The organism is Agitococcus lubricus (genome assembly GCF_003051055.1).
Classification (GTDB): domain Bacteria; phylum Pseudomonadota; class Gammaproteobacteria; order Pseudomonadales; family Moraxellaceae; genus Agitococcus; species Agitococcus lubricus.
The window spans coordinates 20,209-34,445 of the sequence record NZ_QAON01000002.1; the positions used below are offsets into that span (position 1 = coordinate 20,209).

The following is a 14,237-nucleotide window of genomic DNA, read 5'->3' on the forward strand; positions in this document are numbered from 1 at the left end:
GGTTGCCAAAGTGTATTGCATGCGCGTTACTCTAAACTAAAACTTGCTTTGAGTTTGGCAAGCACTTTTTCGCCTACCCCTTTTAACTTGGCAATTTCTTCCCACTTTTTAAAGGGACGTGCCGCCAAAATATTGGCCACCACCTGTTTAGATACCCCTTTTTCAGCGGCAAGCTGCGCCTCAACAACTTGGTTGATTGATGGTTTGCTCGTATTTGTACTCGGCTTCACAGCAGCACGGCGTGTGACAGTCCGTTTAGCGGGGCTAGAAACAGCAACTTGGACAACTTCTTCAGGAACAGCGTCCACAATCGGCTCTTGCGTTATGGCAGGTGATGCCAGATTGACTTCACGGAAATCACGTGTCAAATAGCCCTGCCCTGTCCACTCTCGCAGCATCAGCACGACATGCTCACGCGTAGCCGTGTGTGTATCTAATGCAAAACTACAGGTATTTGCATACCAAGAAGACTGGCCTGCCAACGTTCCCAAGATAACACTTCCTAGTGACACACCATTAAATGCACCACCTTGATAGGCATCACTGAGTGACCATAACTCGAGTACTAGCGTTCCACTGAGGTTATCCGCATCACGTGGGTTAAGAATTTGTTCGATATGAACGGATACAGCATTTTCGGTGACCGTTGTTGTTAATTGGCCTATTAATGTCGGTTGAACAAAATGCTCCATTTGCGTAAACGGCAAACAGCTCAAAACATGCACGCCATCTGTCACTACTAAATAAACATAATAGGCAGATTGTCCCGCAGGAAAAGCCGCGGCTACTGTTTCTTTGATTACGGTTGTTGGACTCAAACAACCACAGTCAAGCTCCGCAATTTTTACGCCTGTTAAAACGCCTTGTTCGTACGGCTCTGTACTTGCCCAGAGCTGCAAACTCACAGGCGTAATGTCGCTATCCACAGTTTGAATAAAGGCACGCAGCTCGACATAATCGCCATCAATGGTGTAGCCATAATCACTCACATTGATAACAGGATTCTGATGATTAAATAAAGGTTGACTCAACATGACTGTGACTCTCATTGTTGTCAATATGCTCATCTATTATATATCAGCATATTAAAATATGATTTTTGGGGAGAAGAATTATAAAAGTGATTCGCCTGTTATATATCTTTGATATAACAATATCATTTTAAGATAGCATAAAAGAAAATAATACTTAATTATATATTTTTATAAATAAAATATTCGGCTGATACATTGCCACATAATAGTGCAATAATAAAATTCGCACCATTATATAGCATTTTTATTATAAACTTTATCATCAGGGTGTTGTGGGTAAAGGAGGACGTTTAGTACTTGCTTCATACTCAACAAGAATTAACTTATGCTGGTCAAGAAGCTGCAAATATAAGGTTTGCGGGTCAATACGCCAAAATCTGACTTTTTCTAACGATTTAAATAGTATTTTTTCTTGTGGACTGGTCAACATACAAAACTGTGTTGATGCAGCTAAACGCTGAAAGACAAAACGCTCATTATCAAATTGATAACTGCCATTAAATAAATTACACCCCGCATAACCTGATGCTTTGCCATTTTCTAAACGAATCGTGATGTCTTTATCGGCAGGGACTAAGGCGTGTTTAGCGACATTACGTAAACGCCAAACGGTTTTTTCTAAAGTGGGTGGCGCATCTGCATAAACATTACCCGTCATCGTCGGCGTTTGCACACCAAAGACGCGCGCTTTCACAGGCGGCGTTGCTTGACAGCCTAACAATAAAATCAATGTACTCAGGGCGACTATTCTTTTTTTCATCATCATACTCTACCTATGGTGTAGGTGCGTTATATAGCATAATTTACCACGGCAAATCAGCAGCGTTTTTGCGACTATACGATAAAAAAAGAGCCCTTATTAAGGGCTCTTTAGCTGATAACACGAACTATTTACACCTTATGACCAACTGGCTGCTATCACCATATCAAGCTGGCTATGTTGCGCTGTCGTTAGCTCTGTTTGGCCTATGGGCGGTGGTGTCATACTGGCCATAGCATCGACTAAGTTTTGTACTTGGTAGTGGCTCAGACTAAGTCCTTCGGTACTTCTAATAGTTTCAATATGATACGCCGCTCCTAGATACCAGTCCTTAATCGTGACTTTATCGGTCGTCCCAATGACTCGCACTTCTAAACTATTGCCCACTTGTTTGAACCATAGTTGATTGGCATTAATTGTACCCATAAATTGCAGCGTATCAACATTGTCTACTAAGGTATCTACATCAGAAATCACATCTATACCGTCACCTGATGTAAATAGATAAAGGTCATTCCCTGTCCCCCCATTGAGTGTATCTCGTCCCCATTGACCTTCGATGAGGTCATTTCCTTGCCCCCCGTTTAAGACATTATTTTTCTGGCTACCCAGTAATTCATCATTGGCAATTGTGCCAGTTACATTTTCTATATGCTGAAAGTTTCCGTAACCAAAATCAGCATATCCCACGGCTAAAGCTACCGTAATACCATGCTCTGTGATGGGCTTATAATTAGCAAAGGATAATGTGTCTATACCACCGTCTACCAAATGGCCTGTCATGGGGTCTGTATAACTGTCTAGCTCTATAACAAAATCCTGCATGTTATCCATATAATAGGTATCATTTCCTGCACCGCCATTCATGGTATCGGCACCACGACCACCGTTGAGGATATTATTTTTGTGGTTACCTATCAGCTCATCATTTGCGCTGCTACCTGTGACATTCTCTAACTGCTCAAAGTTTCCATAGCCGACATTAGCATTGCCTGTTATCAAATTAATATAAACACCTTGCTCCGTGAGGCTTTTGTAGTTAGCAAAAGACACTGTATCTACTCCGCCATTTAATAGATTACCTGTCATGGTGTCTATATAGGAGGCTTGTTCGTCTATAAAGTCGGCTATATTATCAATGTAGTAGGTGTCATTGCCTGCACCACCTGCCATACTATCTGCACCTTGACCACCATTCAAAATATTATTTTTGTGGTTAGCTATGAGTTGGTCGTCAGCACGCGTCCCTGTCAGGTTTTCAATATGTCTAAAATCACCCATCCCGATATTGGAGTAACCTGTTATCAAATTAACACTAACGCCAAACCCCTCTAGCGGAATATAATTTGCAAAGGAAACCGTATCGTTACCCCCATCAATAACCACGTTTCCTGTCTCATCAAGAGAATCCTCGACATCCATAATTTGATCAAATCTATTGTCAATATAGTAGGTATCATTTCCTAACCATCCTTCCATAAGGTCTGCGCCACGACCACCATTCAAGGCATTATCTTTATCATTACCGATAAGTTGGTCATCGACATGAGAGCCCGTCACATTTTCAATCTGTCTAAAGTCTACTTGGCCAACATTTGAATAACCGCTCATAAGGTCAATATGTACGCCTTGTCTTGTTAAGGCTTTATAATTGACAAAAGAGACCGTATCACTACCGCCTTCTAACATGCGACCTGTGACTGGGTCCGTATAGGACGCATACTCTTCAACCGCATCGGCAATATGGTCGATATAATAGGTGTCATTCCCCGCACCGCCTACCATCAAGTCGGCACCGCCCCCGCCATTAAGGACATTGGCCTTATGATTGCCAAGCAAATAGTCGTTAGCCGCACTGCCATTAATATTTTCAATATGACGAAAGTCGTTATAACCGATAGATGAGTGCCCACTCATTAAGTCCACAAACACGCCATAATGTCCAACGGGTCTATAATTCACAAAAGAGAGGGTATCGTTGCCACCATCCAATAGTCTGCCTGTCGTGGGGTCTATGTAGGAGGCTTGTTCATCTACTATGTCATCACGGTTATCGATATAGTAAGTATCGTTGCCTGCACCACCAACCATGGTATCTTTGCCTTTGCCACCATTCAAAATATTGCTTTTCTGATTACCAACCAATATATCATTCTCGGTAGAACCTATCAGGTTTTCAATATTTCTAAAATCACCTGCACCGACACTTGAATACCCTGTTGTTAAATCAACAGCGATGCCAGATTCATATATAACCTGATAATTTGCGAAGGAAACGGTATCGTTGCCACCATCGAGTAATAACCTTCCCATACCGTCAATATAATCTTCTACATCCGTAATTTGGTCATTTATATTATCAATATAATAAGTGTCATTACCCAAACCACCAAACATCGTATCTACGCCACGTCCCCCATTAAGCACATTATTTTTGTCGTTACCTCTTAGGTGATCGTCAGCCGCTGTACCTGTCACATTCTCAATATTTATAAAATCACCAGAGCCTATGCTTGAGTAGCCTGCCACTAGGTCAACCCGTACTCCCCGCCCAATCAGTTTATAGTTAGCAAAGGAGACGGTATCATTGCCAGCATCTACGACTGCACCCGTCACTTCATCAATAGCAAACGCTTGTTCGGTGATAAAATCTGAAAAACTATCAATATAATACGTATCATTGCCTAAACCACCCGACAGCGTATCCGAACCTTGGCCACCATTTAGGATGTTATCTTTACGATTCCCAATTAATTCATCATTTTTGTTGGTACCTGTAAGGTTTTCAATAGCACGCAGGTCACTCACCCCTAAGCTGCTATAACCCGTCGTTAAGTCAACCCGTATACCTTCGTAAGTTAATGGCTGATAATTTGCAAAAGACACCGTGTCATTACCAGCCTCTACAAACTCGCCAGTGACCGAATCTACCACCGTTATCTGCTCAAGTACGAGGTCTCCAGTATGGTCTATGTAATAGGTATCGTTACCTAAGCCACCCGCCATCGTATCGGCACCACGCCCCCCATTTAAGATATTATTTTTATCATTGCCTATCAGCTCATCGTTAGCCGTTGTGCCTGTGAGATTTTCGATATGCTCTAAATTACTGTAACCGACATAATAGCCTGTCATCAAATTGATATGTAAACCTATGTCTGTCTGATAATTGGCAAAAGAAACCGTATCGTTACCGCCATCGACGTATCTACCTGTCGTAAATTCTAGTTCAGTGGCTTGCTCAATGACTTCATCCTCGAGATGGTCAATATAGTAAGTATCATTACCTGCACCACCAACCATGGTGTCTCTGCCTTTGCCACCATTGAGAATATTGTCACGGTCATTACCCACCAAGATATCATCCAATCGCGTACCTGTTACATTTTCAAAGGCATGTAAATTATTAGAACCTACACTGGTATAACCTGTTGTCAAATTAACGGAGATGCCCATGCCGTCTAAAGGCTGATAATAGGTATAAGAGACGGTATCTACACCGCTCTCAAAGACACCCATCAAGACTGGGTCATACTCAACGGTTGTCAGCTCTTCATGAACCACGTCACCCACATCATCAATATAATAAGTATCGTTGCCCGCCCCACCAATCATGGTATCTGCACCACGACCACCGTTTAAGACATTCGCTTTATAATTACCTATTATGGAGTCATTGAATGCCGTACCGATGACATTTTCGGCAAATGAAAACTCGTAAGTGAGATTGAGGAATAAAGGACTTTCTGAATAATATTGATATGACAGCGTATCTGTCCCCCAATTTACGCCATTCTCTTCGCTAAGCTCAAACATCGTGACATCAGTATGTTTAATGACATATAAGTCGTTGCCTTGTTCGCCATTTAATACATCGCCATTGGCTGTACTGGTCAACACATCATTATTGGGAGTACCTTGATGAACCGTCATGTTATTCCATCCTATGAAAGATTTATTTTATCCGCAGGCACTCTGTCATTGTCGACAGAGTACCTAGCTCATAGGACATTATGCTAACAACAAGTATAATGGAGTTCAATTCCGTTTATCGCTACAACAATACCCTTCGTATATCGGTCAGGATTTGGCTAAGCCGTGTAATAAAACGCGCCCCATCTGCACCATCAATCACTCGATGGTCATACGATAACGCGAGCGGCAACATCAGTCTTGGTTCAAAGCGTTCATCTTGCCATATGGGCTTGAGTGTCGATTTAGAGACTCCTAAAATCGCAACTTCAGGCCAATTGACAATCGGGGTAAAGGCCGTTCCGCCAATCCCCCCTAATGAAGAAATACTAAAGGTTGCCCCTTGCATTTCTTGAGGACTCAGTTTTTTCTCTCTGGCTTTGCTCGACAGCTCCGCAAGTGCTTTGGCAATCTGTGAGATGGATTTTTGATTAGCATCCCGAATCACAGGCACGACTAAACCATTGGGGGTATCTACTGCTACCCCAATATGAATATACTTTTTGAGAATAATCGACTCACCATCCAAACTGAGTGAGGCATTAAATTTAGGATAGTCTTGTAAGACGTGGGCACAGGCCTTGACCAAAAAAGCCAATAGTGTCAGGTTAATGCCTTGTGTTTTTAAGCTATCTTTTTGGCTGACTCTAAAGGCTTCTAAATCGGTAATATCGGCCTCATCAAACTGGGTGACATGAGGAATATGTAACCATGCACGATGTAGATTTTTAGCTGAGAGCTTTTGAATCTTCGTGAGTGGCTGCAACTCAATATCGCCCCATTTGCTAAAATCAATCGCGGGGAGTTCGGGGAAAGCGCTTTGTGTCATCACAGGTGCAGGATGGATAGTCTGTGGTGTGGTTAATTGCTGTTTTACAAACTGGTGGATATCTTCTTTAATAATACGACCCTTGGCCGCACTGCCTTGTATCTTGGTCAAATCCACCCCTAACTCACGCGCCAAACGACGAACAGCGGGTCCGCAATAGGCAGGCTTTTGATTGACTTGTAATTCTGGTGTTGGTGCTGGTGCTGGTGCTGGTGCTGGTGCTGGTGCTGGTGCTGGTGCTGGTGTTGAGGGTAGCTCCCCTGTGGTAGAGATATCAACTAACTTAGCTACGTTAGCGGAGGCTGTTAACACACTCAGCAACAATGTCCCTTGACTCACTTTAGCGCCGACTGCCACATGCATTTTTTCAACACGTCCTGCGACAGGGCTAGGGACTTCCATACTGGCTTTGGCCGACTCTAGGGTGACAATCGGGGTATCTAGGTTAATTTCTTGACCTACAGACACTAATAACTCAATCACATCCGCACTGTCGCTACCAATATCGGGCGCAAAGACTGGAGTCAAGGCTTGTGTTGGTGGGGCGGGTACGGGCTCATCGACAGGGGTATACACTAAGGGACTATGACTCGGCGTTGTTTGCGTTAGCATAGATTCAGGGACAGCGGTGTTTGTTTCTAGTTCAAACAACAATACGCCTTCACCCACTTTTGAACCTATCTTGACATGAATAGTACGAATAGTCCCCGCCAATGGGCTGGGGACTTCCATACTGGCTTTGGCCGACTCTAAGGTAACTAGGGGAGTATCTACACTGACCTGCTGCCCGACCTGCACTAAGAGTTCAATCACTTCTGCAAGGTCTGTCCCTAAATCGGGAGTGAGTACACGTTCTAACATGGTTTTCTCTCCTTAGACCGATAGGGAAAATGGTTTTTCAGCGTCAATCGCAAAACGCTCTAAGGCATCTTGCACGACACTACGACCAATGACACCGTCTTCTGCTAAGGCATTCAGTGCGGCAATGGCAATAAAATAGCGATTAACTTGGAAATGCTCACGCAACTTGTCTCGGCTATCTGAACGACCAAAACCATCTGTACCCAGTGTGATATAGGGCAAGCCTTGTGGTAAAAAGGCGCGGATTTGCTCGGACACTATACGCATATAATCACTGGCGGCGACAATCGCACCCTTTACCGCCCGTAATTGCTGTGTCACCCATGCTACTTTGGGTGTTTCTAAGGGGTGCAAATGATTCCAATGCTCACAGGCTAAGGCCTCTTTACGTAATTCATTAAAACTGGTGACACTCCACACGGCCGCACGAATGCCATACACATTCAGCAATAACTCGGCTGCGGCTTCAACCTCACGCAAAATAACACCAGAACCTAAGAGTTGTACTTCATGACCGTGACCTTGAGGAGCGGGTTTTAAGAGATACATACCACGACGAATACCCTCTTCAACACCTGCGGGCATAGGAGGATGACTGTAGTTTTCATTCATGGTGGTGAGGTAATAAAACACCCGTTCGCCTTGGGCATACATACGCTGTAAGCCATGATGAATAATCACCGCCAATTCATAGGCATAACAAGGGTCATAGGCTACACAATTGGGAATGGTACTGGCTAACAAGTGTGAATGTCCGTCTTGGTGTTGCAAGCCTTCACCATTTAAGGTCGTACGACCACTGGTCGCCCCCAATAAAAAGCCTTGTGCTTGGATATCTCCCGCTGCCCATGCCAAATCGCCAATACGCTGAAAACCAAACATAGAATAAAAAATATAAAAAGGAATCATCGGTAAGTTGTGCATGCAGTACGACGTCCCTACAGCAATCCATGCACTCATTGCGCCTGCTTCGTTAATGCCCTCTTCCAACATACGGCCTTTTTTATCCTCCTTGTAATACATCATTTGGTTTGAATCTTCTGGGGTATATAGCTGTCCCACATGCGAGTAAATACCCATTTGTCTAAACATCCCTTCCATACCAAAGGTACGTGCTTCGTCAGGGACAATGGGGACAACCCGCTCGCCAATATCCGCCTGTTTAATCAAGATATTCAGTAAGCGCACAAAGGCCATCGTTGTCGAAATAGCACGCTCTGAGCCTTGTAATACGGGCGCAAATACATCTAACTCAGGAATCACCAACGATTGCGGGCTATTTTGGCGTGTTGGCAAATAGCCACCGAGCTTTTTACGTCGCTCATGCATATACCGTAATTCGGGGCTATTATCTGCGGGTTTATAAAACGGGACTTTTGCCAACTCTTCGTCAGTAAATGGCATATCAAAACGGTCTCTAAACGCTTTGAGTGAATCAATATCTAATTTTTTTAGCTGATGCGTTTTGTTGACTGCTTCGCCCGCACCTGTGCCATACCCTTTGACTGTTTTAGCTAAAATAACCGTAGGTTGCCCTTTGTGAGCCATTGCTTTGGCATAAGCCGCATAGACTTTGTAAGGGTCATGTCCCCCGCGATTGAGCTGATAAATTCCTTCATCACTCAAGTGCTCTACCATCGCTTTTAATTCGGGGTATTTGCCAAAAAAATGCTGGCGCGTGTAATCGCCACCGTGTGTCTTAAAGGCTTGATATTCACCATCGACACATTCCTCCATGCGTTGTTTTAAGACACCGCTTTTATCTTGAGCCAACAGAGGGTCCCATTTCCGTCCCCATACCACTTTAATCACATTCCAACCCGCGCCTCGAAACACAGATTCGAGTTCTTGAATAATTTTACCATTACCGCGTACAGGCCCATCTAAACGCTGTAAATTACAGTTAATGACAAAAATCAAATTGTCTAATTTTTCTCGTCCCGCTAACGCAATCGCACCTAAAGACTCAGGCTCATCCATTTCTCCATCGCCCAAAAATGCCCACACCTTACGTGGCTGGTCTAAGGTTAACTCACGGTTACTTAAGTATTTCATGACGTGTGCTTGGTAGATGGCCATGATAGGCCCCAAGCCCATAGACACCGTAGGAAATTGCCAATAATCGGGCATCAACCACGGATGTGGATAACTCGACAAGCCCTTACCATCAACTTCACGTCTAAAGTTTTCTAATTGTGCTTCGCTAATGCGTCCTTCTAAAAAAGAACGTGCATAAATACCTGGTGCAGAATGGCCTTGGTAATAAATCAAGTCGCCACCAAAGCTGGCATTAGGTGCTCTAAAAAAGTGATTAAAACCAATATCATATAAAGTGGCACTGGAGGCAAAAGTGGCAATATGGCCGCCTAACTCATCGTCATTGTCATTCGCACGCATGACGATTGCCAAGGCATTCCAACGAATCAAAGAACGGATACGACGCTCCATATAAGGGTCGCCTGCCAGCATCGGCTCTTCGTGGGGCGGAATGGTGTTAAGATACGGCGTATTTAAGCGCGATAGTTGTACCCCAAAACGATGCGCATGGGCAGTTAAAGCCTGCAAAATGAATTTAGCCCGCTCTGTGCCGCCTTCATTGACCATACTTTCAAAGGCTTCTAACCATTCTTGGGTTTCTAGGGGGTCAGTATCATTATAAATTTTTTCTACACGCATTCGTTATCTCCATGATTTTTAGAGGGAATGAGGCTCGCACAGTGTCAAAGGAGTCACCATTGACCTCGTTTATACGCTTTGTAGTATTTAACAGTCATATTAAAATTTGTCTGTGTTAAAACTGGACAGCATGACTGATTGAGTGATATTTGATGTCGCGCTTTATTCGTTGTAATGGCTGCTATCCGTTTTATAATGATTATGCAGGTTTAGGCAATCTTTAAACAAAAAAAGAGCCACAAAATGTGGCTCTATAGGGGGTAATCAGGTCATTTATTGAGCTTGCTGCTGTTCAACGACAGCATTGACACCTGCCAACAGTGTTTGTACATCAATCACCTGACCCGCCCCCACATTCGCCCCGTCTTTTTTGAGCTGTAAGGTCACTTGCCCTGTAGAGGGGGTTGCAAAACTCAAATACAAAGCTGTACCACCGCTACCACTAATTGTCATTTGCCCTGCACTGACCGTGACTGGATTAGCTGTCGTGTCCATGACAATCGGTGTGGTAATATCAAATTTAATCGAACCATTAATGTGTTGATTATCCGAGCTAATCACTCCACTGCCTGTGATGGTGAGTAAATTTAAGTTGGGAGAGCTTTGCGATAAACTGATATCTTCGTTGAGTGTAAAATTTTCAGTTTTGGCGTTTTGTGTAGCTTTTACCTTTAAGTCGGTGGTGACATAACGGTCTGTACTTTGTAAGGTACTATTTTGTAGATTACCCGTGGTGGTTTCTGTATAAGAAACCACCCCCGAGACCAATTCGGTGCTCACGCTATTCAGACTGGCTTTTAGATTAACAAAGGTAAATTTATCGGTAGTACTGGTCAGACTCTCCGCAAGCCACTCATCTTTAACCGCTCCATTTAAGGTCACGCCACCTGACTGCATCACACAATTAGTAAAAGTTACCGTACCAGATTCGGTGACATCCCACGCTTGATTGCCATTCTTATCATCATAAGAGGAATTCTTTTTGCCACTAATCGCACAGTTCTCATCTAGACTCACCGCAGCCGCCAACACTTGTGGCGTGGTAGCCTGTGCACTGTCACGCATGATTTGACGAATATCGGTCAACAATACGCGTAAATTTAAGGTCTCTGCGCCCTGATTATCTTGTGCTACAGCAAATGTCGCACTACTAATGTCCCCTAAGGTACTACGACTAAAATTGAGTGCATTACTCGTCACCTCCGCTGCAACCATAGACTGATTCGCGGTACTAATAGCGGTCGTTAGATTTTGTGTCGTCCCTGATGAGGGGTTACTATCGTCACTACCACCGCCACAGGCGGCTAAACTCAGTGCCAAAACGAGGGGGCTATATTTTATGATACGAGATGACATGATATTCTCCTTGCTATATTTTTACTGTCCACCATCGTCAATGATGGCTGTTTAGAATCGGTTAAACCATACACTTAGGGATAAGATACTGTCTCAACACGCGCGTGTTTACATTCACCCTAAGTCTATTAACGCTTTACCTTGCTTTAAGTTGACACAATCTTGACAAAAAATATCGCATTTTTACGACACAGTTTACTGTTTGCTCATCTTATATACAGCTCAATGAGTTTTGCGGCGAGTGACGTCTTTTTGGGGATAGGGACTCAGCAATTCACCTTGGTTGAAACGCATCCCGCCACCCAGCAACGCTTAGTCAACGAAGACGGCACCCTGCTGAGTGCGCATTTTGGCCTGATTTGGCCTCAAGATAAGCTGCGCCTACGCTTAGAAGGTCAGCAAAGTTACGGCGAAATTGACTATGATGGACACACACAGTCTGGCATTCCCCACCAAACTGATACCACGCATACCATCACACAAGGCCAAGCCAGCTTAGGTTATTTGATACATCCTACCTTAGAATGGTATGTCGGCGGCAATCTACAACAAACCATTCGTGATGTGGCGAACAAAGATAACATTGCAGGCGCAACCGAAACCTATACCGAGCTATTTGCCAAGTCAGGCTTACGTTTGAGTACCCCCAGTCAGAATCCGCATCAGGTGTCTATCTGGTTAGAATGGTTAATGCCAGCTTATGCTCGTTCGGATGTAGATAGTCGTGTCACCGAAGATTTTAGTTTGCGCTTAAAAAAAGCCAAAGCACGCGCTTATGGCATGGCTTATCACGTTCGTTTGTCTAATGAATTATCTTGGTTTGTTGAAGGTGCCTATCTAAAACATAGCTATCAAGACAGTACACGAGCCACTGTCATCAATTACGGTAATGGTTTTGCAGAAACTTACTACCAACCGCCGATTAGCTTTAGTCATACACAGGTTTATACAGGGCTGGTTTGGCATATTCCGCATTAAGCAGGGTGAGATTATCCATGCATGTCATTAAAAAATTTAAGGGGTTATCTTTTTTGCGATAACGCTACTGAGGTATTACTGATAGGTAGTCTTTGGTCGAAACCAAAGTCAGTCCCACGAAAGACGGCTGTCATACGATCTTGAGATAATTTCTACATAACATTCAAGAAATTCACATATTTTTATCCCAAACTCAGGTTATAAGTAGCATTTTTAGGTTAATTGATGACTGAGTGCTTGTGTATTATTGTGAGTGCTTGCACCTTAGGCGTATAGTCCTCAGATAGACTGAAACCCCATATGAAAGACTTACTAAAAAAAATTATATTCATCGTGTGTACTGGAGGTTCATGTTTAGGACTATTGGCGCCTCTCTTGTTCCTGACGGCATTAGGCGATTGTTATGGGAGTCCTGTATTTACAATGACGCCAAAACCTTGTGGCTTCTTTGAAACTTGCTATGGTATTTTGTGCTTATTTTCAAGTATATACGCTTGGCTAATTTATTTTTATATGGGGCTTAGTTGGATTGGTAATAAAATAGTCAAGAGAAAATGGATTGTTCGTGGCACTATTTCTGCACTCATTTCACTTTCACCTTTTTTGATGGTTAGTTTTCATAGCTCGCTTCCTGATTTATATCGAACGTTAGGTGTCATTTTAGTGACAGTGGGGTCAGCCATATTATTGGCATGTTACTTGGTGTTTTACCATTGGAAGGGGAATAGAAAGGTAGGTTGTTAAAGTTCTAGCTATCTGCATCAATCACCATAAGTACGCATCAGATTATTAATGTTTCTAAGGCCAATCTCAACTCTTCGTTTTTTATCGTGCTTCAGCCTTAGGTTCAAGGTGGAGAGCTTATACACCTTATAAAATCCAATGCAAAGATAATAAAACTAGCCAAATCAACATACTGCGATAGCACAAAGACTCATATGCTGCCAATGTTGCCACGGCGCGCATCGACTCCACCGCGATGCTTTGCGACTCTGAGGCTTCCGCTTGCGAAGCTGCCTCCACTAAAAACGCCACGGGGCTAAGTGCTGTATTTTTGGCCTGCCCCACAACGTATTGCCATGTTTCGACAAAACGCCCTGCTAAGGCAAAGGTTAAGGCAAAGGCACGACTGGGGATAAAATCTATGTACCACAACACATGGTCAGTACGTTCACTCAGCCAACGGTTACTTGCTAATCGACGACTTACACGCACCAAATAATAACTGAGTACGACAAGCAATCCCATATAACCCAATATCAATAGCCAAAAGACAGGCGTGACTAGTTCTTCTAAGTAGGCCTTTAATAAATGTTGTTTAGCATGGTGAATACTAGACTCTGCATCAGCAAGCATATCGTGTTGTAACCATTGCTGACGGTAGAGTTGGGTCACAGTAGGTAGCTCTCTATCCGAAAAAATAGGGATAAGCGTGAACGCTAATAAACCATACAATAACCATGAGCTATCTAATTGATTTGCAATGACTAAGGCTACCGCTACCAACATGACGGGCATAGCCAATATCAAGAGTAAAATAAGATTGGCACTGAATTGCTTATTCAATCCCCATGTCATCATACGTTGACACCACTGACGTGCGGGTTGCGTGAGTATATCTCGCCACTCTACAGTCACGAGTTCTCGGCACGCTAACGCTAACAAGATCAACAACAACTTCATGGTTTTTCTCCCGTACCACGCTTCAACCCATGATATTAGCTCATTTTTTCCGTCCCTATTGTACTGGCACGCTTTAAGGACTATGCAT

At 43.5% G+C, this 14,237-nt stretch carries 7 protein-coding genes and 1 pseudogene; 1 reads left to right on the top strand and 7 read right to left on the bottom strand.

Annotated features, from left to right (window positions below; genetic code table 11):
• Positions 1-26: 26 nt before the first annotated feature.
• The 6 genes and pseudogenes from C8N29_RS02585 to C8N29_RS02610 all read right to left on the bottom strand — a co-directional run bounded on the left by C8N29_RS02585 (position 27) and on the right by C8N29_RS02610 (position 11,488).
• Positions 27-1,034, bottom strand: a complete 1,008-nt coding sequence (locus C8N29_RS02585; RefSeq protein ID WP_170106858.1) for a ComEA family DNA-binding protein — start codon at positions 1,032-1,034, stop codon at positions 27-29.
• A 262-nt stretch (positions 1,035-1,296) separates the two neighbouring features.
• Positions 1,297-1,800, bottom strand: a complete 504-nt coding sequence (locus tag C8N29_RS02590; RefSeq protein WP_107864475.1) for an META domain-containing protein — start codon at positions 1,798-1,800, stop codon at positions 1,297-1,299.
• A gap of 132 nt (positions 1,801-1,932) precedes the next feature.
• The gene (locus C8N29_RS02595; RefSeq protein WP_107864476.1) at positions 1,933-5,727 is read right to left on the bottom strand and encodes a calcium-binding protein; all 3,795 of its coding nucleotides are present in this window, start codon (positions 5,725-5,727) and stop codon (positions 1,933-1,935) included.
• Positions 5,728-5,848: 121 nt separating this feature from the next.
• Complete coding sequence (gene aceF, locus C8N29_RS02600; RefSeq protein WP_107864477.1) at positions 5,849-7,456, bottom strand: dihydrolipoyllysine-residue acetyltransferase; 1,608 nt, start codon at positions 7,454-7,456, stop codon at positions 5,849-5,851.
• A 30-nt stretch (positions 7,457-7,486) separates the two neighbouring features.
• A pseudogene (aceE, locus tag C8N29_RS02605) lies at positions 7,487-10,132 on the bottom strand (pyruvate dehydrogenase (acetyl-transferring), homodimeric type); the annotation flags it as partial.
• A gap of 273 nt (positions 10,133-10,405) precedes the next feature.
• A complete protein-coding gene (locus tag C8N29_RS02610) occupies positions 10,406-11,488 on the bottom strand; it encodes a hypothetical protein (RefSeq protein ID WP_107864479.1) in 1,083 nt (360 codons plus the stop codon).
• A 162-nt stretch (positions 11,489-11,650) separates the two neighbouring features.
• Between C8N29_RS02610 and C8N29_RS02615 the strand changes: the two genes are divergently transcribed.
• Complete coding sequence (locus tag C8N29_RS02615) at positions 11,651-12,466, top strand: hypothetical protein (protein ID WP_146164409.1); 816 nt, start codon at positions 11,651-11,653, stop codon at positions 12,464-12,466.
• Positions 12,467-13,336: 870 nt separating this feature from the next.
• On the opposite strand, the gene C8N29_RS02620 is transcribed toward C8N29_RS02615, so the two are convergent.
• Positions 13,337-14,149 (bottom strand): hypothetical protein, encoded by an 813-nt coding sequence (locus C8N29_RS02620; protein ID WP_107864481.1) that lies wholly within the window; start codon positions 14,147-14,149, stop codon positions 13,337-13,339.
• Between the last annotated feature and the right edge of the window lie 88 nt (positions 14,150-14,237).